This window comes from Pantoea sp. UBA5035 (assembly GCF_002415245.1).
Lineage (GTDB): Bacteria > Pseudomonadota > Gammaproteobacteria > Enterobacterales > Enterobacteriaceae > Pantoea > Pantoea septica.
Map to the genome: position 1 here is coordinate 20,711 of NZ_DICD01000021.1, position 21,835 is coordinate 42,545.

Sequence of the window (21,835 nt, forward strand, 5' to 3'; positions counted from 1 at the left end):
CTCATGTCGCTCTATGCGGGCATTGACTGCGGAACGCAAGGCACCAAAGTCGTGATTGTCGACAGCGAACAGGGGGTGATCCTCGGCGAGGGCAGCGCACCGCACCGCCTGATCAGCGACTCCAGCGGCCGACGCGAGCAGCAGGCGGCGTGGTGGATCGACGCGCTGGTGGACGCTTTCCAGCAGGCGGTTTCCCAGGCGGGTGTGGATGCGCGCCGCATCCAGGCGCTGGGCGTCTCTGGTCAGCAGCACGGCTTTGTGCCGCTGGATGAGCAGGGCGAGGTGCTGCACAGCGTCAAGCTATGGTGCGACACCGAAACCGCCGACGAGAACGCCGCGCTGCTGGCGCAGCTGGGCGGCGTGAGCGGATCGCTGGCACAGTTGGGTTTAACGGTCGCGACCGGCTATACCGCCTCGAAAATTCTCTGGTTCAAACAGCAGCATCCTGAGCTCTGGTCGCGTCTGCGCACGGTGCTGCTGCCGCATGACTACCTTAACTTCTGGCTGACCGGGGAGCGCGTGGCGGAGTATGGCGACGCGTCCGGTACCGGACTGCTGAACGTACGCACCCGCGAATGGGATCGCCGTACGGTATCGCTTATCGACGACAGCGGACGGCTGTGGGAGGCGCTGCCGCCGCTGAAAAGCGCTGAAAGCTGTATCGGCACGCTGCGTCCGGAAGCGGCGGAAAGGCTCGGTCTCTCTACCTCCACGCGCGTCGCCACCGGCGGCGGCGACAATATGATGGCCGCTATCGGATCCGGCAATATCGCGGCCGGCACCGTGACCATGAGTCTCGGCACCTCCGGCACGCTGTTCGCCTGGTCTGATGCGCCCGTCGTCGCCGACACTGACGCCATCGCCGGTTTCTGCTCCAGCACCAACGGCTGGCTGCCGCTGATATGCACCATGAATGTCACCTCCGCGACCTCCTCGGTGCAGGCGCTGCTGGAAGAGGATGTCGCGGGGTTTAACCGGCTACTGGAGCAGGCCGCGCCCGGAGCCGGCGGATTAGAGATGCTGCCTTTCTTCAACGGCGAGCGCGTACCGCCGCTGCCTCAGGCGCGCGCCAGCCTGCATAACCTCGACAGCGACAACTTTACCCGCGCCAACCTCTGTCGGGCGGTGGTGGAGAGCGCTACCTACGGCTTGCGCTACGGCCTGGATCTGTTTCGTCGTCAGGGCATCGCGGCGCGGGAAATTCGCCTGACTGGCGGCGGCGCACGCAGTCCGCGCTGGCGGCAGATTGTGGCGGACGTGACGGGCTGCCCGGTGGTTTGCCTGAAGGTCAACGAGACGGCGGCGCTGGGCGGCGCGATTCAGGCGATGTGGGCGACCGCGCTGGCGGACGATCCGCATCAGCAGGCGGAGAGCGTGTTGAGCGATCTCTGTCGGCGTTTCGTCTCCCTTGATGAGTCCACCCGCGCCGAGCCTGACGCCGAACGTCAGGCGCAGTACGACGCGCTTTATCAACGTTACCTGCAGCGCCTGCAACAGGCTTATCCGGAGGTATCACTGTGACACGCGATCCGCACACGCAACAGCCCGCTTATCTGCTGGAAGTGACCGGCGTAAAAAAAACCTTTGGTCCGGTCGTGGCGCTGAAAAACGCTGAATTCGCCCTGCGGCGTGGCTCGATCCATGCGCTGTGCGGCGGCAACGGCGCGGGAAAATCGACCTTCCTGAGTATTCTGATGGGCTTTATCCAGCCCGACGGCGGCAGCATTTTCATCAACGGCGAGCGTTGCGAGTTTCATCACCCTAAAGATGCGCTCGCCGCAGGCGTGGCGATAGTGCAGCAGGAGCTGAGCGCCATTCCCGATCTGACCGTGGCGGAGAATATCTGGCTGGGGCGCGAGCCGCGCCGTCTGGGATTCGTCGATTTCGCCACCCTGAACCAGCGCACCCGCGACCTGTTGAAAGAGCTTGATTTCACTATCTCCGCCACCGAAAAAATGCGCAACCTCAGCGTCGCCGAGCAGCAGCTGGTGGAGATCGCCAAGGCGCTTTCCCATGCGAATGCCGACATCATCATTATGGATGAGCCCACCTCGGCGATTGGGGAAGAGGATGCGCAGAAGATCTTCCAGACCATCACCCGGCTGGCGCAGAAAGGCAAAGGGATTATTTATGTCTCGCACCGGCTGTCGGAAATTTTCCAGATAGCCGACAGCTACACCATCTTTCGCGACGGCGCCTACATCCACGAAGGCTTTATCGCCGACATCACCCGCGAGCAGCTGATTGAGCACATCATCGGCGGCGAGTACGACAGCGAATTCGCCAAGTTTAACCAGCCGGGCGAGGAGGTGATGATGGAGGTAAAAAACCTGCGCTGGCGCGACAAAATCAAAGATATCAGCCTGCATCTCAGGCGCGGCGAGATCCTGGGGATTTATGGCCTGGTGGGGTCAGGGCGCAGCGAGTTTCTTGATCTGGTCTTCGGCATCAATCATGCCGACAGCGGCACCATCCAGCTGGGCGACACCACCCTGGGACGCCATTCGCCGAAAGAGGCGATCGGGTGCGGCATCGCCTATGTCACGGAAGACCGCAAGCAGACGGGGCTGGTTCTCTGCCGTTCGGTTAGCGAGAACATCAATATCGCCTCTTTTGGCGCCATCAGCCGGTCGGGCTTTATCAATGAGAAGCAGGAACGCGATCGCGCCAGCGAGATGATTAAACGCTTTAACGTCAAAACGCCGGACGGCGATCAGATTGTCGGCAACCTGAGCGGCGGCAATCAGCAGAAAGTGGTGCTGGGGCGCTGGGCGCTGCTCGATCCGGACGTCCTGCTGCTGGATGAGCCTACGCGCGGCATCGACGTGGGCGCCAAAAAAGAGATCTATCGCTTTATGTCGGAATTTGCTCTTAAAAACAAAGGGATAATTATGGTCTCGTCAGAGTTGTCGGAAATTATCGGCATGAGCGATCGCATTCTGGTCTTCCGTGACGGGCAGCTAGCCGGTGAATTAACTGCGGCGCAGGCCACGCAGGCTGAGCTGATGAAACTGGCGGTATAACAGAGAGATAATAAGATGAACGGTACGCATTCTATGACACCCGGGGTTTCGTTTTTTACGCGCAACAAGCGCCGCATGCACAAGTACGGCATCATTATCGCCTTCTTTGTTCTGTGCCTGATTGTCGCGGCAATCGGCGAGGTGCAGGTGGCGAAGGGCGCCTGGACCAACAACTACTTTCTCAGCAATGAAAATATGCTGATTGTCCTGCGCCAGGTCTCAATCAACGGCATTCTCGCCATCGGCATGACGTTCGTGATCATTACCGCCGGGGTTGATCTGTCGGTGGGATCGGTACTGGCGCTAAGCGGCATCGTCGCCGCGCGTTTCGCCACCAATAACAGCGGACTGGCGATTGGCGATACCGCGCACGCGGTCATGATGCCGTTAATCATCGCGCTGGGCATCGGCATCGTCTGCGGCCTGATTAACGGTACGGTACTGGCGCGCTATCGTCTGCAACCCTTTATCGTCACCATGGGCATGCTGTCGGCGGCGCGCGGGCTGGCGATGCTCACCACCGACGGCAATCCGGTCTCGCAGCTGAACCGCGATTTCCGCTGGCTGGGAAATGGCTATATGGCAGGCATTCCGGTACCGGTGATTATCTTCGTGGTGCTGTTCGGCCTGGCCTGGCTACTGCTCAATAAAACCATTTTCGGCCGCTACATCTATGCGGTAGGCGGCAATCCCAAAAGCGCCCGCACCTCCGGCATCAGCGTGGTGCGCATCAAAGTGCTGGTCTATACCCTGTGCGCCGCTCTGGCAGGGGTGGCCGGGCTGATCCTGACCGCCCGCACCGGCTCCGCGCAGACCAGCGCCGGCGCCGGCTATGAGCTGGACGCCATCGCCGCCGTGGTGATCGGCGGCACCAGCATGGCTGGCGGCGTCGGGACGCTGCTTGGCACCTTCTTCGGCGTACTCATTATCGGCGTGATGAATAACGGCCTCGACCTGCTGGGCGTGCAGTCCTATTACCAGCAGATCATTAAAGGCGCCTTGATTGTAGTGGCTGTATTGCTCGACCCTTCGCGTAAACAACAGCGCGATTAACCCTACTTATATAAAAAAAGCGACCAGGAGATAAGAATGAAAATGACCAAAATTGCATTGCTTGCCTCGGCAATGATGATGGGCAATATGGCGGTGGCGCAGGCCGCGCCGGTGAAAATCGCGGTGCTGATGTACGGCAACAAAGCGGAGTTTGTGCAGCTGATGGAGCGCTACGGCAAAGAGCATCCGGCAGTGAAAAGCGGCGATGCGGTATTAACCTTTTATGACGGACGCTACGACGCCTCGGTGCAAAATGACCAGGCCGCGACCGCCATTCAGACTCGCGCCGACGCGATTATCGTGAACCCCATGGATTTTGAAGCCAATATCGATATCGTCACCAACGCCAACGAGGCGAAAATTCCGGTCGTCGTCACCAACGCCCGCCTTAATACCGAGGATATGACCTCGGAAGTGGTGTCGAACGACGAGCTGGGCGGTTATCTGGAAGCCAAAGCGGTGCTGGACAAGCTGCAGTGCAAAACGAAAAAAGTGAACGTGGTGATCATCGAAGGGCCGAAAGGCGGCAGCGGTGAAATCCAGCGCGGCAAAGGCAACGATAAAGCCATTGCCGAATGCGGCCCGGGGCAGGTGACCGTGCTGGAGCGTAAAACCGCTAACTGGTCGCGCGCCGAGGCGCAGCCGCTGATGGAAAACTGGCTGCAGAAACACCGTGGCAAAATCAACGGCGTTATCGGCCAGAACGACGAAATGGCGCTGGGCGCGATTGAAGCCATCAAAGGCGCTGGCCTGAACGTTAAAGATTTCGCCATCGCAGGCGTCGACGGCGTGTCAGATGCTATCCATGCGGTTCAGGCTGGCGAAATGGTTTCCATTCTGCAGGATGCGAAAGGCCAGATGCAGGGCGCTATCGATGTGGCGATGCGCGCCGCCAAAGGCGACAGCTATCAGCCGCAGTCCGACATCTGGAAACAGTATGCGAAAGATCTGAACTGGAACGGCGGCACCAGCAAACACTATTACATTCCCTGGACGGTAGTGACGCCGGAGAATGCGCAACAGCTGCTGGATGCGCGTAAGTAACGGCCGTTGCCGCCTGCACAAAAGCGCGCGTTTGGTTTTATAGCCAAAGAAACCGCGCACCATTCGGACTGAAAATCGTTGCCTGCCTGATATGCCATGCGCATTCAGGCAGGCTGCATAGTGGCCGCCGCAGCGCGTAGAGCGCCACAAACCCGCGATCCTGCAAAAAAGCTGTAATTTTTTTGCAACTTAAATCAATTCCCGAACAACCACTTAAAGGCAAACAGGCCGCAATGCAGCATAACTACTGGCTTAGTCGCTAAAGCCGCCTTGTGCCATGCCGATAAATCATACAGTTTCCATGAAGGTATGTAGCGGCTATGTTAACAATAAACCATAACAAATTTGCCGCGCTGACGAGTAATTCGATGAATAACAGCTCGTCAGTGCTGGAGCAGGTTATCGAACGGCTCTCATCAGGCTCACGTATCAACAGCGCAAAAGATGATGCGGCGGGGCAGGCGATTGCTAACCGGATGACGGCTAACGTTAAGGCGGATAGCGTCGTTTCGCGCGGCCTCAACGATGCCATCAGCCTTGCGCAAACCGCTGAAAGCAGTCTTAGCACCGTCAGCGAGAGGCTTATTCGCGCCAAAAGCCTGGCGATCCAGGCCGCTAACGGCACGCTCTCTGATGCCGATCGCGCCAGCGTCAACAACGAGTATCAACAGATTCTGGCGGGCATCACCGACATCTCCGAGCAGACGGAGATATTTGGCCAGTATCCGCTGGCGACAGACGATCCTGAGCTGCCGCCTGCGCTGTTGGGCAACGTGCAGCCTATTAAAAATAAGTTCCCGGTTGCGAATCAGAGCTATTCGTTCACCTCCGGCGTGATACCGCTGGCTTATATTCCGGCAGGCGCGACCAACATTACCATCACTATCGACTCGCTGGCGCAGGACGACGACCTGCAGCTGTTCACGCGCGACGGCAAGCATCTGGTCGGTACGCCGATCAACGGCAGCGATCCCGATTTTACCTGGGTAAGCAAAGGGATCACCGATGACGCTACCGCGACAACGTCGCTGCTGACCAGCGCCAACGGCTTTGCCAGCGGCGCCGCCTATGACGATTCCCAGCTGCTTCAGGGCGGAGCGAGCTGGGCGCTGAGCGGCAGCGCCTCGATGAGCTACAACGGCATGAGCATCAGCTACAGCGGCGATGGCGATCGTTACGAGGACACCGCCACCGGCGACTATAACAACGGCGCCATCAAGAGCAATCCACTTGAGCGCATCAGCCTGGATAAGGTGACCGAAGATCTGATTGTGGTGGTGGTAGGCAACGGCTCTTTTACCAGTCAGCTCACCTGGGGAGATCTGCCGGAGCCGGTGACTCAACCCGCAGTGCCGCCCATCAAGAGCCAGCATTTTGACGTCGTGACCAGCGCCGATTTTGGTCAGCAGATGCAGTTCGATACCCTTAAGCCGACGCCCGCCGATCTGAAAACGCTGGGGCTGAAGAATACGACGCTGTTAACCAGCGCCGATATTTCCGTCACCACGAAAGCGCTGGATGCGGCGCTGGAGAAAGTGAGCGCCTACCGTTCCTACTATGGCGCGAAGATTAACCGTTACGAATCGAACAGAACGGTGCTGGCGCAGCAGAGCGTCGATACGCAGTCGGCGCGCAGCCGCATTCAGGATGCGGACTACGCGCAGGAAGCGAGCCGCCTCGCGCAGACGCAGATCCTGCAACAGGGTCAAAACGCGGTGATGAAAATCGCCAATCAGACGCCGGACATGGTGCTGACGCTGCTGCGCAGCTAAGGTGCCGCTGCTGTTTTCTCCGCCATATCACCAGGGATGGTTTCTTTTCTCTTCAGCTAACATATCAACCCGTCACGAACATACAGCAAAATCTCACTCTCAGGATGCTAATCCATTAGATGGAATATCCCGAGGTATAAACCTCACTCCTCTTGCGCAGCTGCAAACAGAAGCGCGCGGACCCAGCAATGCCCCGCATCCCGGTGCGTTCACTCGTGCCAGACGGCTATCTTGCTAAAGCCGGGCGATACAGAGCCATTATTGCTTCGGCCTGCGTTGCGCCAGCCCCAAGAGGTTAATGAAATTTACACGCATAGACATTGCCACCGCCCGCAGCATGCGTAGCTGTGCCCGCGTAAGTGGCGGGTTGATAGCTACTGCAGCAAACAGATCTACTGCTATGAAATCGGACGTCAGGCCGCTAAGGAGTATCGCACCGACGTGGCGGGAGTGATTCATGGCGGTTTCTTCCGGGCTACGGGCGCTGAAGCCCAGCAGCAGGTTACTTTCTTGATAGCGAGGCAAAGTCGTTCCGCATAGTAGGTCTGGGCTGCCAGTTTATGGAAAGTTGCATTTTGTGGTGTGGGTGAATCTAAGGCGGTAAAAGACGGTTGGGTAAAAGCTGTACAGCATGGTAAACTGATAGAAAGTTAAGGGGGATCAAATGCCAGATTTAATCAAATTCCCAGGTTTCAACCCAGAAGAAATGGTCGCGAAGGCACGCTTAACAGTAGCGAACATTAACGATAAACGTATCCTTTCAGCTCTTAATATGCGGGCGATGGAAATGACGGCACAGGGCCATGATGTCAGAATCGAAGTGAAATCTGATGGCTCAACAGATGTTACTGTCGAACTTATGGAACTGAAACCTCATGCAGGTATCAGCGAAGCTAAAAGCGGAAGTGGTTTAAGTTATGCCGCTGGGTTAGACGTTATTAAGCGGGCGCTTAAAGCCGCCACCTTATAATTTAGTCTGAACAAAGAAGCCCCTCTTTGGGGCTTTTGTATATGGAAATTCTATGAACGGCCATCCCAGAAAATATGCTTTTACTGAGATTGTAAAGGATAGTGAAGATCCGGCTCAGTTAATGGCTTACGCCTTATATAAATCTCATAAAAGCGAAAGGGCAGTTTTTTTTGCATCTGAGCCTGGATCCACAGAAGCGACTGTTGAGGCAAAGTTAAAGGGCTGGCATGATGAGCTTGTAAGTGATCCTATCCGGCTTAAGCAGTTTCGCGATTCTGGCGAGTCGGTTATTAAAGCCCTAATAGATGCCGCAAATGCCGTTGCAAGGCAAGATGCGAAGCAGCAGCATGAGCAGGATCTTAAGGCGCAGGCTTCAACCTACGTAACTCAGATAACCCAGTTGAATGCCGACTTGCAAGATGCTTTGAAGATCGCTCGTCACGAATGGGCAGAACATATTGCTAAATGGACTCAACAACAAAATCAGCCCAAAGGTATTAAGAAATTTGGAATAAATGCATTTAAATGGATTGGTGGGAGTATTTCGGGCGCGCTTGGTGTCGTATTTGTAGCAATGATCATTGGCGGGATAGTTATTGCCTGCGCAGATGAACCCCGCAAAGCAGCTAATGAATCTCTAAAACATCTTGTAGATATTACTTTGCCAGCAACATTAGTCGATACGGGTGTTAATACGGACGATGGAAAACCATTGCCCAAATAAATTTTTCCTGACCTGGAAAGAAAAGCCCCCAGTAAGGGGACTTTTTTACGCCTGTGAAAACTCCGCCAGTAACCGTCGAACAGTAAAAATTCGAATCCTCGCCGCTCTGCTCGCGCACCATCTCAGCTTCAAGGGTATAAAACTCACCCAAACGCCAGGCATCGATTCTCATCAGTACAAAGGCCCAGTTGTCATAACGCGCTTAAACGCCCCCTGAGCACGGGCTATCAAAGCCGCCTTCTGGGGAGATCGTCTCTCTCAGCGACCCCAGCAGCTCATTAACGCACTGATGCGCCTGATCCAAATAGCAGCCCTTCATCTGCTCGATTTTCGCGTTCGTCAGCGTGTCGGGATGCATCCACTCAATCCGGTGTTCTGGCCCGGCCTTTAACAGAACGGAAAGGGCGTCGAACTCCAGCGCATAGCCCAGCGCCGGGTTATGCAGCGTCATCAGCTGGATAATTTCGCGAACGATGCCTGGCATCGCAATGTCCGGGGAGAAGATGAATGCGCGGCCCATAGGCGTGCACAACAAGAACCAGACTGAGAGTACGGCGATCCGAACTTGCGGGCGGCAACCGCTGGCGTACGCAAAGGTAATTCGTTTTTTACTTGACGGTATGAGCAGCCCGCTAAGCACCTCATCCCAGACCGGATCCCCTTCGCAGTGAAAATGCCCTTTACAGGCGCGCTGAAATTGGTTTGCAGGCAGCGCAGGATATCCGGATGAATATCCTGATCGAAGTTTTCCAGCTTGGTGTTTTGAAAGCTGAAAACGCCGGGTTTGAACACGGTGATTTATCCTGGCATGGGACAGATTCCAGATTAGACCACCAGCTGGAGGCAGGTGGTCATTAGAGGATCGCGATGATGTCCTGCACATCGAGCGGGTTGCCGCGTAGCGGCTGATAGCCCGGCGCGAGGTAAAGTACAGCACCTCGAAGCCACGCGATTCATACAGCTTTTGAATGTGTGGGGCGCTGCTATTGGTGATCATAGCGTGTGCCGCGATGGTGGGCGGCCCCGACTACTTATCCCGACCGGCCGTCCAGGGATTAAATGCCGGCTCGGCGCTGGCTTCAGCTGCGGGTTCATTCAGCGAATCGAGATAGAGGGCTTCGACTTCGGCGCGTGCCCAGGGGGTACGACGCAGAAATTTTAAGCTCGATTTAACGCTCGGATCGTTTTTGAAGCAGTTGATATTGATCCGCTTACTCAGTTCCAGCCAGCCAAAGCGCGTCACTAACGCATTAACCTGCATTTCAAGCGTGACGCCGTGCAGCGGGTCTTTCGCGCGATGATCGGTCATGAAAAGTCCTCTTTATATGGACCGGAAAGGGTACAAGAAAGCCGAAGCAGCAGCAATCAATCACTATTCAGAGTACACTCACCGCTGTGAATTCACTCAGGACGATACGCTATGAACGATAAAAAGATGATCTCCATCGACCAGTTCGACCCGGATGAGCGGCTGGCGGTAGACGGCGTGTTAAAAGGGTTAATCGAAAAGTATCGCCAGCGCACCGGCAAAGAGCCGGACGTCAAGAAAGAGAAAGAGTTTACCGCCGAAGCCCGGCAGCAGATTATGAGCGTAAAGCTGGCGAAACAAAAAGCTCAGGCCGAAAAAGCCAAAAAGACGCCGACGCGCAGAAAGAAACCCGAAGCGATGAAAGAGAGCGAAGTCTCCGATTTCAGCTGGAAAGCCTCGGTAATTAAAGGCCGTCGCTAAGGTTATTTAACAGATATGCGGCTGGCATCGGCCAGCCGATATAATCACGCGTCAGGCGCAGAGTTTCACAATGCGGCTGCGATCGGCGAGCACTTCCGGCCCCATGGTAAAGGTTTTATAAAAACGCACTTCCGATCCTGCGCCGCGTTTATACACATCGGCGAACATCGAGTTTTCCCAGGTATAAACCGTCACTCTTTCGTTTTCATGCTCCAGATGGGTGGTGTTATCTTTTTGCACAACCTCGGTGGATGACCAGCCGCGATAGATGCATTCACTTAACTGCCCGGCGCTTCGCCCGCTAACCTGATGAAAGTCGGCGGATTTCATTCTTGCTTCCTGCGGCGATGTCTGACAGCCGCTCAGCAGAAAAAGGGCGATCAACAGCGGTAACGTAAAATTACGCATCGGAAAGCTCCCCGTCAGATCTAAATAACGCTAAGGCCGGATGAGTCTGCCTGCGGGCTAATTAACGCTTCGCGCCGCATAAGGTGAGTATATGAGATGGCGGGTTATTTACCACATGGCGACAATATTATTCAGGGCAAGGTTATTTTTAATTCAACCTGTAACTATGATCGATTTTAAAAAAGCCGCTGTGGCGCTGCGCCTTTAGGGGCGCGCTTTCAATCTTCAACGCTATTTAAAGGCTGCGCTTTCGTTGATGACGGCGACCGAACTGTCACGCGGCGGCCCGATCCTGGGCATAGCGATTAAACGCTAATAAAGCGCGCCGGTCTGGTAGCGCGGCGGCTTCTGATCCAAAATCGCCGTCTGCTTTCGAAAGGATCAACAGATGGCGCGCACTCATACAATCGTAACCCTGGCCAGACGGGCGCTGATCGGCATCGCTGTTCTGCTGCTGGTTTTCTTTATTGGTCGTATTTATCAGTCGGAGCAGGGACCGTCGCTGCATCGCTGGCACAGCTGGGTGGCCGACGAGATGTCGGCCGATGAGATAGATCGCGCCGGCTTTGCCGAGTATCAGCAGCGGGAAGCGCGCATCTTTCAGGAGATGAAAGCAGAGCTGAACGATGCGCTGAGCGAGGAGGATAAAAACGCGCTGAACCGCTTTTATCCCGGCAGCGCAGTTTATCCAGCGCGCTTCGATACCGACTGGAATCGTTCGTTTATTCTGATGCCCAAAGGAGCCATTCGGGGGGCGGTGGTGCTGCTGCACGGGCTGACCGACTCGCCCTACAGCGTGCGCTATCTGGCGGAGGATTATCAGCAGCGCGGCTTTGTCGCGGTTGCGCCGCGGTTGCCTGGGCATGGCACGGCGCCGGGCTCGCTCACGGCGGTCGACTGGCAGAGCTGGATGGCGGCTACGCGGCTGGCGGTGCGGGAAGCGAGCCGGCTGGCGGGCGCGCAGCGGCCGCTGCATCTGGTGGGCTATTCCAACGGCGGCGCGCTGGCGATGAAATATGCGCTGGAGAGCCTGAGTGACAAACAGCTGCGCGCGCCGCAGCAGATCGTTTTGCTGTCGCCGATGATCGGCGTCACCGGCTATGCCCGCTTTGCCGGCATTGCGGGCTGGCCTGCGCTGTTTCCCGCTTTCGCCCGAACCGCCTGGCTCAACGTGGTGCCGGAGTATAACCCCTTTAAATACAATTCGTTTCCCGTTAACGCCGCGCGCCAGTCCTGGCTGCTGACGCAGGCGTTGCAGGCGCAGATCGCGCAGGCGGCGCGCAGCGGGCAGATTAGCGCGCTGGCGCCCGTGCTGACCTTTCAGTCGGTAATGGACGCCACGGTAAGCACCCGCGCGGTGGTTGATGCGCTCTATCGCTATTTGCCGCGCAACGGCAGCAGTCTGGTAATTTTTGATATCAATCAGGCGGCCAATATGAGCGCGCTGTTCCGCGCGCCGCTTCCCTCGGCGGTGAGCCGTCTGCTGCCAGCCGCGCCGCGCGCTTACGCCGCCACCGTAATCACCAACCGCACGTCGGTGACTTATCAAACGGAGGCGCGCACCATTAACGCAGGCGAGGTTGAGGAGAGGGTTAAACCTTTAAACCTTGCGTGGCCGCGGGATATGTTCTCTTTGTCGCATATCGCCGTGCCTTTTCCCTTAAGCGACGATCTCTATGGCGAGCAGCCTGACAAGAAAAACCGCTACGGCATTTCGCTGGGCGACATCTCGCTGCGCGGCGAAACCAGCAGCCTGACGGTAGGCCCGGAAACCTTTATGCGCGCTACTTCGAATCCCTTTTTCAGCGAGATGATGGCGCGCATTAACGCGCAAATTGCCTGCAGCGGTGCAGAGGATTACCGCGCCTGCATTGGCCGCTAGGCTCCGACGCGAGAGATGTTAAGCAAAAAAGCCCGCGCAAGGCGGGCAACAGAGCGTGTCGTTAGTTTCTTGATTTCGTAGGCAACACTTTGCTGTGTGTTACCTGTTAATCATAGCGCAGCGGGAGAGATTTTCTGTGTGAGGTGCGCAACGTTCTGCCGATGTCTCTGACAGGCGATAGCCGCAGCAGGGTGAAAAAAGCACTTATACTCATCTTTCTGCTGCCTTACCGGAAACGTTTCGATGAAACCAGATGAGATCTTGTTGTCCGATCTGTCGCGCATCTTCCTGGGACAGACGCCGCCTCTTTTTCTGCTGGAAGTGGTCGCGCGCGCCGTACTCTTTTTTGTGATGATTATTCTCGCCATGCGCCTGCTGGGCAGACGCGTCGCCTCACAATATACGCTGATCGAGCTTTCTGCGGTGATCGCGCTGGCGGGCACTATCGGTGTTCCGCTGCTAGATGATAAACGCGGACTGCTGCCGCCTCTGCTGATCATTGGCGGTATTGTGGCACTACAGCATCTGCTCGGCATCCTCAGCGTACGCAACCGTCGTCTTGATCGGTTGTTAACCGGAGATGCTCGTGTAGCCCTCAGCGATGGCCGTCTCGATCTTGCTTCGCTGCAGTCCACTGCACTGTCGCGTGAAAAACTTTTTTCGCTGCTGCGCGGTCGCGGCGTCCAGCAACTAGGACAGCTTAGCCGGGTTTATATCGAACCCTCCGGCGCGCTGACGCTGGTCTGGAGCAACACCCCAAATGCCGGTCTGGCTATCGTGCCTGAAAACGACAGTGAACTCCGCGCGGCGATGCGCGACAACGAGCATCGCGTTTGTATGCGCTGTGGCCAGCTTGAGGGCGCTGATTTTGACGCGGCGTGCCGCGCCTGCGAAGCCAGCCAGTGGGCGCACGCTTCCGTCGCGCTGGAGGACTGACGCGTGATGGAGATCGTGCATAAATGGCTAATTGGCGATGCGCCCTGGCGCTTCGCTTTCGAAGTGCTGTTGCGCTTCGTGATTATCTACCTGGCGCTGCTGGTTGTGCTGCGTCTGATGGGGAGGCGGTTCGCCGGTCAGCTCAGCATCGTCGAGCTGGCAATTATGGTGATGCTGGGTGCCGCCATCGGTCCGCCGCTGCAGACGCCGGAAAAGGGCATTCTGCCGACGGTGCTGCTGCTGATAACGCTGTTCGCCTGCTTTCGCCTGCTCTCCTGGCTTACCTTTCGCTCGCATAAGATGGAGATGCTTAGTCAGGGCGATGCCACCATGCTGGTGCAGGACGGCAGGCTAGCGCAGGCGCATTTACGTCATGCGGAGCTTTCCCGCGCGCGTATATTCTCGGAGCTGCGCGCGCTGGATGTTCAACACCTGGGTGAGCTGCGCCGCGCCTGGCTAGAGCCGTCTGGACGCGTTAGCCTGCTGCGCTACCGAGAACCGCGCGCCGGGCTGTGGATCCTGCCTGCACAGAGCGAAAGCTTCGAACGGCGCATTCTGGTGGATGACGGCTACGCCTGCGGCAACTGCGGTTATGTTATTGAGCAGCAATCCCCACCGGTGCAGGGATGCCGCTACTGCCAGCATACGCGCTGGGAGCGCGCGGTGAAGCGGCTTGGCACCGAAAAGCTCTATCCGCATCGCGCGCGCGAGTCGCAGAGCGACGATTCGGCGGCGTAGGCGTGCCGTCTATTGCCTCTACTCAGCCGGATCAGGCATCAAGCTCATACTGAACCGAGAGTTGGCCTTTTTTCTCTTTGAGCTTAAGGATACGAATGTTGCCGATCTCCAGCGTATTCTGCACATGGGTGCCGCCGCAGGCATAGGGTTTGAGATCGCCCCAGGTCACCATACGTTTACCCGCCGCGTCGGTGATAACGCGACAGTCGCCACGCTGAACCAGCGCCGCCGCATCGGCATTAAGCTCCTCAAGTGTGATGGGCGTTAAGGGGGCGACGGCTTCAAAAACGATGCGTCCTTCGCCCGGCTTATGGTTTCCCTTTACGCCCAGCCAGCCATATTTCTCTCCCGCCAGACCAATAAGATGGCCAGCTGAGTGGTAGCGGGAGTGGAGCGCGCGCAGCCCGGCGTCAACTTTTAGCCGCACCGGCCCCGTCTCCAGCGGCCCATCCGTGAAATGAAGCACCTGGTCGCCGTCCTGCACCGCCTGCAGCATGTTTACGCCGTTAATCGTGCCTCTGTCAGAGGGCTGTCCGCCGCCCTGCGGATGGAACAGCGTGGCAGAAAGAATGACGCAGAAACGATCGTCGCTCTGCGGCGTGCAGCTTATCACGTGGCTTTCTGTCTCAAGCGCATCGCTGGCGTAATAGCGTTTTTCAGTCACGGCAACTCCTGTAAAAAGGAAAGACAGGAAGCAGCATACTGAGTCTGCGTGGAATAAAAAAGGACGAGGAGGCGGGGAGAGAAGGTCGTGTGCGAGCATCCCTGCTCGACGGGCAATCCGTTAAATCGCTTCGCGCAGCTCCGGCCAGGCGACGGCGGCGCCGGTATCGCTGAACAGACGGCCCTGGAAGTTGATTACGCCTGCCGCTTCCAGCCACATCCACTCTTCCGGACGTTCAATGCCGGCGGCGATAACGGTGATTTCCAGCGCGGAGCAGCACTTGATAATCGCCTGAACCACCGCCTGCCTCGGGCCGCTGCGGTGTACGTCGCGAATAATGCCCGCGTCGATACGAATACGGTCGGGCTGAATGCGGGTCAGCATGGAAAGCCCTGCCGAACCGTCGCCGAAGTTATCGATCGACAGACTGATGCCCGCTTCCTTGAGCTGTCTCACCGCAATCGAAAACGCATCGAGCTGAGAAATGACCTCGGTTTCGCTGACGCCAATAATCACCTGCTCCGGCACCAGTCCGGCGCGACGGATCTCATCCACAATAATGCGCACCGCCTCAGGAATGGCGACCAGCGTCATCGGCAGCAGGCTGACGTAGAGCGGCATGCCTTCCGGGCAGGCTCTGCCCGCCTGGTCGAAAGCCTGTCTGGCGGCGTTCAGGCTGGCCTGATATTTCGGCAAACCTTCAAGCGCGACCTCTCCATTCAGCGTAGCGATAGCTTCAATCGCCGTGACCTGACGACCCAGCGGGTCGATAACTGGTTTAAAGGTCACGCCGTGATTGGCGGGCCAGGAGTCTGAGGCGCCGGTCTGATCGGCAATAAAGTCCCAGTATTCAACCGGCGGCACTTCAAAATAGTTCTCTTTTTCGCGCGACTCGACAAAGGTGCGTAAGAACTGTAAGCCGCGATCGTCGTAGGTGAGGCGATAGCGCGAGGTGCCCTTATCCAGCACCGCCTGCAGAACGGTGGAGCGTTCATGCTCGCGCAGATCGAACAGCTCCATACCGGCGTTGCCGAAACGGCGCGACGGCGAATAGTCGCGCATTAGCTCTACAACGTTGTGATGGCGCTTGTCGGCGCAGATACGGCTATAAATATCCAGCACGCCCGCCTCCGGCCCTTCCAGGATCTGGAAAAAGTGGGTGCCGTTAAACAGCAGAATGCCGGTCACTTTATGGGACGCATTCAGCTGGCTGGCTTTTTCCACCATGCCAGGAAGGGATTTTACAGGCACCTCGTCAGAGAGATGGCTGCGGTAAATTATTGTTGTAAGCATGAATGCTCCGTTTATCGTGATTGTCGCCGCCACATTAACAGCTACAGGCAGGCTAACGCCAATTAACACTGAGTAATTTGTGCGATAACAGGATTAATCCTGCGAATTGTGGCGAGGGCGGCTGAATAAAAAAGATAACTACACTGCTTTTTCCCTATCAGTCGTGAGAAAAAATAAATTAACTTTCTTTTAAGTTATTGTATTGTATATGTTTAAATATTTTAACCTAAGATTTATTCTAAGCTACCGCTTCGCTTGTGGATAAATTGCAGTTTTTACAACTTTTTACCCTGCTCTCAGCGTCGGTTTTTTAAGCCAAACGGCAACTCTTTACAAAAATAAAAATCTGTACAGGTTTGTGATAACTAAACTGACAAATGAGGTTATGCAAAATTCGCAAACGGAGGAGATTACGTGTTATTTCACAACGATGAGAAAGGTCACGCCATTATCGGCGAAGCTGTTATCAGCCTGGCTCTCGGTGAGAAAGAAATAAGCGTTGAGACACTCATCGCTGAGCTGAGTCGGATGGCTGAAAATGAAACCCACGCCGCAAGGCTAACGGCCATCTCTGAGGCCAGACGCTGGCTGAAGAGCTATCAGCATCATGACAACCGGGATCGATCCGAACTGCACTGGCTAACGGTGGCAGGGCGGGAAGATGATGGAAGACACAGCGAGGACGTCATCCGGCTCCGGCCGGAAAACGACGATGAAAGGTAACCTCATTATCGGGCGCGTCTGACGCGTCCCGGCCGGAGATCGCTGTCAGGGATGACACCTGTTTTATCTGCGCCTGATTCCCCACCTGCAAAGTTGTACAACTTTACCTGAGCCCTTTTAAGACGCCGAAAGCCCGTAAAAACGGGCTTTGCAGGTGGTTTAGCACTTTTTGCACAAAAATAAGACCTGTACAACAACGCAATAGCTGTACAACTTTAAGAGAGTTGTATAACTTTACTACAGGTTTTGATGACCACTAATTAATCGCTTGTTAACGCAGAGGGTTTACCATGCGCCAGAACGTCGTAATTTCAGATACCGTTCGCTATATGAGCGACGCTACGCTGCCGTCGCAGCAGGAAACGCTGGGTCAGGTTGTCACCGAGATCCTGCGTGCTGGTCAGAATCTTAACCGTAAGGCGCTCTGCTCGCGTTTAATCCGTCGTCTGGAGCAGGCCACGGGGCCTGAGGAAGAGCAGCAGCTTCATCTGCTTATCGGCATGCTGTTCAGCCGCTAATCGCCTGGCGAACTCATTTATTCAGGTCAAGCCGCGCGCTCTGGCCTGAGCACCACTCTTTCTGACGGCGCTGCGCATGACTCTCGCGGGCCATACTATAAGAACACAACATGCAAACTCAACAGAATGCTCAGCGCAACGCGTCTGCCGAAGCCGACATTATTCATCACTTCCGCGAAGCGGGCGATCGTCTGGAAGCAGAGTCTCGCGTGCTGGATGCCGTGATTCGCGATATCGTGATACACGGAAAACGCGTCACCAGCAAAGCGATCATTATTTATCTTATCGCTGAACTGGAGAGCACCACCGACGTGGTGCATCTTGATGTACTGCGTCACTGCCTGGAAATCGTGGTAGGACGCACGCCGGACGACGAAGGAATCTAATCAGCGATGCGCCGTCGAGCCTGCGGGCGTCGGCGCAGCCGTTTCAAACTGACCCTGCGACGCCATAACTGAACAGCTCACCGCGGCGGCAAGGGAAACGGCAATCCAGATTTTCATCACTCTCTCCTGTTATCGTTTATTTCACTCTCTTTAGCCTGGCACGCGAGCGCGTGAGCGAAAGTCTCTATGATAAGAAAAGGAATTTTCTGAGAGCGAAGGAGAGGGCATTGGCGAATAACGCCTTAGTGCAGGAATCTTTCCGCCGACGGAAGACCCGTCAGCGAGCCGTGCGTTCCGTAGTGCGCGCGCAGTTCGTCATGCACCTGATTGAGCGCATGGCGCATCGCCATCAGGCGCTCGCTGTCCTGCTCCATTTTAAGGTGAAGCTGCAGCGTTTCCGTTACTGCGCGCCAGGAGATATCGGCGCCCGCGCTCACCAGCTGCATAACGGCTTCGCCAATAACAATATTAGTCATCTTCTCGTTTGAATTATTTTCCATATTTACTCGTCTCGCCTGAAACCTGGAAAAAGCTTAGCACAGGAATAGCGAACTGCAGGGCATCCTGTGCTCTCTCTAAACTAGCGTCTGAGGCGGTAGATATCCGCAAAGTAAAGGTAGCCTTTCTTGTCGTACTGGCGCTTTAAGCGCGCCTTCTCGTCGACACTAAGCACGTCGCCGGCAAGCAGCGACTGAATAAAAGCGTCGCGTACGTGGACTTCCATATACCAGTCGCCGGTATAGCAATTTTTCAGCGCGCCTCTGTCAATATCTTTTACCTTGTAGGCGGGATTGATATGGAAAAAGAAGAAGAAATTACAGACGGCGAAAATAGCGCAGCAGACAATATATTCAATGGTGCCGAAGGATGAGGAATAAAGCAGCACGCCCATGGTAATCACAAACAGAAAGCACATCAGGCCATACAGGCCTGGATATTGCTTAATAAAGGAAACGTCAAAATAGGGTCGGTCATTGCGATTTTCAGCGCGGTTTATTTGGTCTAACTCTTGCTGCAACAGGCTTTCTAATTCGCTATACATGTAACCACTCTCTGCTAAAAATAACCCCAAAAGTATAGATGAATCGCGTTTGATTAGACACCGCAAATAAAGCCCAAGGCCAGTCAGGCTAATTACGGCCTGACCGCTTTGCGTGAGGCGACGTCTGCAAGAATGTATCAGGAGAGCTCCAGTGCCGAGATAACCGCAGCGATTTCGGCCTGGTGTGCGATTGAAAGCGGCTGGAGCGGACGAGGGAGGCAATCAGGATCGGTCACGCCCAACACGCCCGCCGCCGCCGCCATCACGCGAATGCTCCCGCCGTGCTTGCGGTAGAGCGCCCACAGCGGACTCAGCCGCGCGGAGAGTTGGGTGACGCGCGCACGATCGCCCTGGGCGGCGGCGACGGTAATCGCCTTCGCCGTCTGCGGAAAAAGCCCGCCGCAGACGGAATACCAGAGATCGCAGCCCGCATTGAGCGCTATCCCGGCAACAGCGTCTACGCTGACGCCAATATTGATCCGCCGAGGCAGCAGGGCGCGCAGCTGATTAATATGGCTGCGCGCCTGTTCCGCCTCGGCCGGTACGCCAGGAATTTTTACTGACTCTATGTAAGAGAGCATGGCGATACGCCGATAAAGGTCGGAAGAAAAGGTAAAATGCGTCGTAGCGGGATTGTCATAAACACAAACTGGCACTGAGACGTGGCGCGATACCGTTTCAAACAGGCTAAACACTTCATCTTCGCTCAGTTTTTGATAGCTTACCGGCGGCAAAAGCAGCGCGCGGGCGCCTGCGCGCTGCGCGTCATTGGCCAGATGCAGTACTTCAGAAGTGCTGACGGCGCCGATACAAATCATCACCGGAATCTTTTCGGCCTGTTCAACCGCCAGCGTCGCGACGCGTGCTCTTTGCTGCCGCGTCAGATAAGCGTAGCTACCCGTCGAACCCAGCGCACAGATAGCGTCGACGTTGGCCGCCGTAAGCCGCGCAAGGATGCGAGTGAATCCTTTTTCATCAATGCCCGACGCGGTCACAGGCGTCAGGGGAAAAGCGCTCAGTCCGGTAAACATAGCGAGCTCCAGTTTATTCAGTCCACGCGCGTCAGCGCGCTTTTTCATGCACCGTCATAGTAAAAATGAGCGGCTCATCGCCGGCGCAGGCGTAGCTATGCGCCGTATCGGTGGCGGCCACAGCTGAATAGCCCGCCTCAAGAGTAAAAGCGTCGCCATTTACCGTTAACAACAGCGTCCCGGCCGTCACATGCAACAGCTCAGTGGTTTCCGGCGGATGTCCAGGAGAGGTAAATATGTCCCCCGGATAAAGCTCCCACCGCCACAGCTCAACCATATTGGGTCCACTGGTGCCCGCCAGCAATCTGGCGCTTCCGCCGTGTTCTCCCTGCCACAGTAAGGGGATCTGTTCAGGCTGAAGAATGTGCACCTTTGGATCGCTGGCGACGTCAACAATATCGGCGACAGAGACGCCCATCGCCGCCGCGAGCCGACAAAGCAGCGCAATGCTGGGATTAGCCTTGCAGGCCTCGATCTCCACCAGCATCCCTTTACTGACGCCCGCCCGGCGCGACAGCTCATCCAGCGATAATTTTTTTTGACCGCGGTAAAGCTTGATCCGCGCGGAAATCGCTTCGTTCACCGCCGCTGCATCGGCGCCTGCTTCGGTCGTTATATTGACTTTTTTGTTCATCGGTCGATATTATGCAATAAATTAGTCATTAATAGATTATGAGATCGCTTCAATGGTGCCGTCAATCAGTTCAGATATCCGTCATATCGCGCCAGGTTTCCGCGCATTAAGCATTGTGGTAAAGGTTGCAGCCGTACGCTCTCCGCAGATCGGCACTAAGGCGCTGCGCGAAGCTTGCGCAGCGGTGCTTGCCGGTAAACCGGACTGGGCAGATGCGCATTTAGACGCCTGGAGCGAGGTGTTTCGAACTTTTGGCGCGAAACCTAAACGCACGCCATGCTCGGCAGAGGCGTTACGTAAACGCGTTATTCGTGACGGCGGCATGGCGTCGCTGGATCCAGTCGTCGATCTCTATAATGCGGTCAGCTTGCGCTACGCCATTCCGGTTGGGGGAGAGAATCTTGCCGCCTACGTCGGTACGCCAGAGTTGGTTATCGCTGACGGCACAGAAACGTTCGATACCTTCAAAGATGGGCAGCCTGCCGTTGAAACGCCTGAGGCTGGCGAAGTCATCTGGCGTGACGAACTGGGGGTGACCTGCCGCCGCTGGAACTGGCGGCAGGGGGTCCGAACCCGCCTGAGCGTAACGGATCGGAGAATGTGGTTCATTCTTGAAAGCCTGCCGCAAATGCCGCTTGAGGCGCTCTACGCTGCCGGGCAGATGCTGACCGACGGATTGGATAACATCATGCCCGGTGCGGAGTGCGAGTTGACGCTGCTTGGACCGATATAAACCCCGAACGGCGCCCTCAGGCGCGAGAAGAAAAAATAAAGTGGGTATCGGTTTCGCTGATCAAATAGAGGTTTTTCGCTTCGCCGCTGGGCGAAACGAATACCATATCCTGACCAATGCTGAGCGGCGCGAAGACTTCAACCGGCTGGTTTTCTTTCTGGATCTCAAGCAGCATGCGCGACTCAAACGCGCGATCGGCAACGCTATCGAGATGGTAGTTGCAGCTAAAAGAAAGCTCAGGCTTATCGAGTATATAGAACTGTCCGGACGGCATAAGCTTGACCTCATCAGGGAGAGAACTGCGCGGCAAAAAACGCCAGCGATGACTTTAGTGTAGCTATAAAAGGGGGGAGAGGCGTGAAAGAAGCAGAAGCGATCCGTTCGTCTCGCCATGATCTGTTAGCAGGCTAATAGTTTCATGAGCAAGAAAGGTTAAAGCGCACGGTGAAATTTATGAGACTATTCTTACGCCCCTTCAAGAGCTAAGCCATTGCGAGTGCCGGAGATAAGCGCCGGATGGGGCACGCGTATT

General features: G+C 56.1%; 25 protein-coding genes. 15 read left to right on the forward strand and 10 right to left on the reverse strand.

Annotated features, from left to right (window positions below; genetic code table 11):
- Positions 1-3 precede the first annotated feature (3 nt).
- The 7 genes from xylB (at position 4) to B3229_RS14660 (ending at position 8,586) form a co-directional block, all read left to right on the forward strand.
- Positions 4-1,521: a xylulokinase gene (xylB, locus tag B3229_RS14630; RefSeq protein WP_286871883.1), complete on the forward strand. Its 1,518-nt coding sequence runs from the start codon at positions 4-6 to the stop codon at positions 1,519-1,521.
- On the forward strand, positions 1,518-3,023 hold the full coding sequence (locus B3229_RS14635; RefSeq protein ID WP_286871886.1) for a sugar ABC transporter ATP-binding protein: 1,506 nt from the start codon (positions 1,518-1,520) through the stop codon (positions 3,021-3,023). Before xylB ends, B3229_RS14635 begins: the two co-directional genes overlap by 4 nt.
- 33 nt (positions 3,024-3,056) lie before the next feature.
- The gene (locus tag B3229_RS14640) at positions 3,057-4,076 is read left to right on the forward strand and encodes an ABC transporter permease (RefSeq protein WP_369799136.1); all 1,020 of its coding nucleotides are present in this window, start codon (positions 3,057-3,059) and stop codon (positions 4,074-4,076) included.
- 36 nt (positions 4,077-4,112) lie between these two features.
- Positions 4,113-5,120 carry a substrate-binding domain-containing protein gene (locus tag B3229_RS14645; protein ID WP_048784592.1) on the forward strand — a complete coding sequence of 336 codons (1,008 nt, stop codon included), beginning with the start codon at positions 4,113-4,115 and terminating at the stop codon, positions 5,118-5,120.
- Between the two features lie 320 nt (positions 5,121-5,440).
- Entirely contained in the window at positions 5,441-6,892 is a 1,452-nt protein-coding gene (locus tag B3229_RS14650) for a flagellin (protein WP_286871888.1), read from the forward strand.
- A gap of 664 nt (positions 6,893-7,556) precedes the next feature.
- Positions 7,557-7,862, forward strand: coding sequence for a hypothetical protein (locus tag B3229_RS14655; RefSeq protein WP_286871891.1), 306 nt, complete (start codon positions 7,557-7,559; stop codon positions 7,860-7,862).
- A gap of 52 nt (positions 7,863-7,914) precedes the next feature.
- Complete coding sequence (locus B3229_RS14660; protein WP_286871893.1) at positions 7,915-8,586, forward strand: hypothetical protein; 672 nt, start codon at positions 7,915-7,917, stop codon at positions 8,584-8,586.
- Between the two features lie 202 nt (positions 8,587-8,788).
- Here B3229_RS14660 and B3229_RS14665 read toward each other — a convergent pair whose 3' ends face one another.
- Entirely contained in the window at positions 8,789-9,583 is a 795-nt protein-coding gene (locus tag B3229_RS14665; protein WP_286871896.1) for a hypothetical protein, read from the reverse strand.
- 30 nt (positions 9,584-9,613) lie between these two features.
- Positions 9,614-9,895, reverse strand: a complete 282-nt coding sequence (locus tag B3229_RS14670) for a VF530 family DNA-binding protein (RefSeq protein ID WP_033748455.1) — start codon at positions 9,893-9,895, stop codon at positions 9,614-9,616.
- A 111-nt stretch (positions 9,896-10,006) separates the two neighbouring features.
- Here B3229_RS14670 and B3229_RS14675 point away from each other — a divergent pair, with 111 nt between their 5' ends.
- Positions 10,007-10,315, forward strand: a complete 309-nt coding sequence (locus B3229_RS14675; RefSeq protein WP_033748457.1) for a hypothetical protein — start codon at positions 10,007-10,009, stop codon at positions 10,313-10,315.
- 51 nt (positions 10,316-10,366) lie between these two features.
- Here the strand turns inward: B3229_RS14675 and B3229_RS14680 are convergent, their stop codons facing one another.
- On the reverse strand, positions 10,367-10,723 hold the full coding sequence (locus B3229_RS14680) for a hypothetical protein (protein WP_065426306.1): 357 nt from the start codon (positions 10,721-10,723) through the stop codon (positions 10,367-10,369).
- A 388-nt stretch (positions 10,724-11,111) separates the two neighbouring features.
- Here B3229_RS14680 and B3229_RS14685 point away from each other — a divergent pair, with 388 nt between their 5' ends.
- The 3 genes from B3229_RS14685 (at position 11,112) to B3229_RS14695 (ending at position 14,279) form a co-directional block, all read left to right on the forward strand.
- Complete coding sequence (locus tag B3229_RS14685; RefSeq protein ID WP_286871900.1) at positions 11,112-12,605, forward strand: alpha/beta hydrolase; 1,494 nt, start codon at positions 11,112-11,114, stop codon at positions 12,603-12,605.
- Positions 12,606-12,848: 243 nt separating this feature from the next.
- On the forward strand, positions 12,849-13,541 hold the full coding sequence (locus tag B3229_RS14690) for a DUF421 domain-containing protein (RefSeq protein ID WP_286871904.1): 693 nt from the start codon (positions 12,849-12,851) through the stop codon (positions 13,539-13,541).
- A gap of 6 nt (positions 13,542-13,547) precedes the next feature.
- Entirely contained in the window at positions 13,548-14,279 is a 732-nt protein-coding gene (locus tag B3229_RS14695) for a DUF421 domain-containing protein (RefSeq protein WP_286871959.1), read from the forward strand.
- A 31-nt stretch (positions 14,280-14,310) separates the two neighbouring features.
- On the opposite strand, the gene B3229_RS14700 is transcribed toward B3229_RS14695, so the two are convergent.
- Positions 14,311-14,943: an alanyl-tRNA editing protein gene (locus tag B3229_RS14700; RefSeq protein WP_277268444.1), complete on the reverse strand. Its 633-nt coding sequence runs from the start codon at positions 14,941-14,943 to the stop codon at positions 14,311-14,313.
- Between the two features lie 120 nt (positions 14,944-15,063).
- Positions 15,064-16,236 (reverse strand): diguanylate phosphodiesterase, encoded by a 1,173-nt coding sequence (locus B3229_RS14705; RefSeq protein ID WP_286871908.1) that lies wholly within the window; start codon positions 16,234-16,236, stop codon positions 15,064-15,066.
- A gap of 414 nt (positions 16,237-16,650) precedes the next feature.
- Here B3229_RS14705 and B3229_RS14710 point away from each other — a divergent pair, with 414 nt between their 5' ends.
- From B3229_RS14710 to B3229_RS14720, 3 genes are all read left to right on the forward strand, one after another.
- The gene (locus B3229_RS14710; protein WP_048784825.1) at positions 16,651-16,959 is read left to right on the forward strand and encodes a hypothetical protein; all 309 of its coding nucleotides are present in this window, start codon (positions 16,651-16,653) and stop codon (positions 16,957-16,959) included.
- A gap of 290 nt (positions 16,960-17,249) precedes the next feature.
- The gene (ycgZ, locus tag B3229_RS14715) at positions 17,250-17,477 is read left to right on the forward strand and encodes a regulatory protein YcgZ (RefSeq protein ID WP_048784826.1); all 228 of its coding nucleotides are present in this window, start codon (positions 17,250-17,252) and stop codon (positions 17,475-17,477) included.
- 110 nt (positions 17,478-17,587) lie between these two features.
- Positions 17,588-17,863, forward strand: a complete 276-nt coding sequence (locus B3229_RS14720; RefSeq protein WP_048784829.1) for a biofilm development regulator YmgB/AriR family protein — start codon at positions 17,588-17,590, stop codon at positions 17,861-17,863.
- 242 nt (positions 17,864-18,105) lie between these two features.
- Here B3229_RS14720 and B3229_RS14725 read toward each other — a convergent pair whose 3' ends face one another.
- The 4 genes from B3229_RS14725 to B3229_RS14740 all read right to left on the reverse strand — a co-directional run bounded on the left by B3229_RS14725 (position 18,106) and on the right by B3229_RS14740 (position 20,570).
- Positions 18,106-18,363, reverse strand: a complete 258-nt coding sequence (locus B3229_RS14725; protein ID WP_286871911.1) for a hypothetical protein — start codon at positions 18,361-18,363, stop codon at positions 18,106-18,108.
- Between the two features lie 80 nt (positions 18,364-18,443).
- Positions 18,444-18,905 carry a YlaC family protein gene (locus tag B3229_RS14730; RefSeq protein WP_286871912.1) on the reverse strand — a complete coding sequence of 154 codons (462 nt, stop codon included), beginning with the start codon at positions 18,903-18,905 and terminating at the stop codon, positions 18,444-18,446.
- 137 nt (positions 18,906-19,042) lie between these two features.
- Positions 19,043-19,936, reverse strand: coding sequence for a dihydrodipicolinate synthase family protein (locus B3229_RS14735; protein ID WP_286871914.1), 894 nt, complete (start codon positions 19,934-19,936; stop codon positions 19,043-19,045).
- A gap of 31 nt (positions 19,937-19,967) precedes the next feature.
- Positions 19,968-20,570 (reverse strand): helix-turn-helix domain-containing protein, encoded by a 603-nt coding sequence (locus B3229_RS14740; RefSeq protein ID WP_286871918.1) that lies wholly within the window; start codon positions 20,568-20,570, stop codon positions 19,968-19,970.
- Between the two features lie 43 nt (positions 20,571-20,613).
- Here B3229_RS14740 and B3229_RS14745 point away from each other — a divergent pair, with 43 nt between their 5' ends.
- On the forward strand, positions 20,614-21,303 hold the full coding sequence (locus tag B3229_RS14745; protein WP_286871961.1) for a B3/B4 domain-containing protein: 690 nt from the start codon (positions 20,614-20,616) through the stop codon (positions 21,301-21,303).
- 16 nt (positions 21,304-21,319) lie between these two features.
- On the opposite strand, the gene B3229_RS14750 is transcribed toward B3229_RS14745, so the two are convergent.
- Positions 21,320-21,577, reverse strand: a complete 258-nt coding sequence (locus B3229_RS14750; protein ID WP_033748473.1) for a hypothetical protein — start codon at positions 21,575-21,577, stop codon at positions 21,320-21,322.
- Positions 21,578-21,835 lie beyond the last annotated feature (258 nt).

Coding starts and splice junctions, on each gene's coding strand:
- xylB (WP_286871883.1), top strand. CDS start 4: ATGTCGCTCTATGCGGGCATTGACTGCGGAACGCAAGGCACCAAAGTC.
- B3229_RS14720 (WP_048784829.1), top strand. CDS start 17,588: ATGCAAACTCAACAGAATGCTCAGCGCAACGCGTCTGCCGAAGCCGAC.
- B3229_RS14705 (WP_286871908.1), bottom strand. CDS start 16,236: ATGCTTACAACAATAATTTACCGCAGCCATCTCTCTGACGAGGTGCCT.
- B3229_RS14640 (WP_369799136.1), top strand. CDS start 3,057: ATGACACCCGGGGTTTCGTTTTTTACGCGCAACAAGCGCCGCATGCAC.
- B3229_RS14680 (WP_065426306.1), bottom strand. CDS start 10,723: ATGCGTAATTTTACGTTACCGCTGTTGATCGCCCTTTTTCTGCTGAGC.
- B3229_RS14650 (WP_286871888.1), top strand. CDS start 5,441: ATGTTAACAATAAACCATAACAAATTTGCCGCGCTGACGAGTAATTCG.
- B3229_RS14740 (WP_286871918.1), bottom strand. CDS start 20,570: ATGAACAAAAAAGTCAATATAACGACCGAAGCAGGCGCCGATGCAGCG.
- B3229_RS14685 (WP_286871900.1), top strand. CDS start 11,112: ATGGCGCGCACTCATACAATCGTAACCCTGGCCAGACGGGCGCTGATC.
- B3229_RS14655 (WP_286871891.1), top strand. CDS start 7,557: ATGCCAGATTTAATCAAATTCCCAGGTTTCAACCCAGAAGAAATGGTC.
- B3229_RS14750 (WP_033748473.1), bottom strand. CDS start 21,577: ATGCCGTCCGGACAGTTCTATATACTCGATAAGCCTGAGCTTTCTTTT.
- ycgZ (WP_048784826.1), top strand. CDS start 17,250: ATGCGCCAGAACGTCGTAATTTCAGATACCGTTCGCTATATGAGCGAC.
- B3229_RS14730 (WP_286871912.1), bottom strand. CDS start 18,905: ATGTATAGCGAATTAGAAAGCCTGTTGCAGCAAGAGTTAGACCAAATA.
- B3229_RS14660 (WP_286871893.1), top strand. CDS start 7,915: ATGAACGGCCATCCCAGAAAATATGCTTTTACTGAGATTGTAAAGGAT.
- B3229_RS14645 (WP_048784592.1), top strand. CDS start 4,113: ATGAAAATGACCAAAATTGCATTGCTTGCCTCGGCAATGATGATGGGC.
- B3229_RS14725 (WP_286871911.1), bottom strand. CDS start 18,363: ATGGAAAATAATTCAAACGAGAAGATGACTAATATTGTTATTGGCGAA.
- B3229_RS14735 (WP_286871914.1), bottom strand. CDS start 19,936: ATGTTTACCGGACTGAGCGCTTTTCCCCTGACGCCTGTGACCGCGTCG.
- B3229_RS14665 (WP_286871896.1), bottom strand. CDS start 9,583: ATGATCACCAATAGCAGCGCCCCACACATTCAAAAGCTGTATGAATCG.
- B3229_RS14690 (WP_286871904.1), top strand. CDS start 12,849: ATGAAACCAGATGAGATCTTGTTGTCCGATCTGTCGCGCATCTTCCTG.
- B3229_RS14695 (WP_286871959.1), top strand. CDS start 13,548: ATGGAGATCGTGCATAAATGGCTAATTGGCGATGCGCCCTGGCGCTTC.
- B3229_RS14675 (WP_033748457.1), top strand. CDS start 10,007: ATGAACGATAAAAAGATGATCTCCATCGACCAGTTCGACCCGGATGAG.
- B3229_RS14670 (WP_033748455.1), bottom strand. CDS start 9,895: ATGACCGATCATCGCGCGAAAGACCCGCTGCACGGCGTCACGCTTGAA.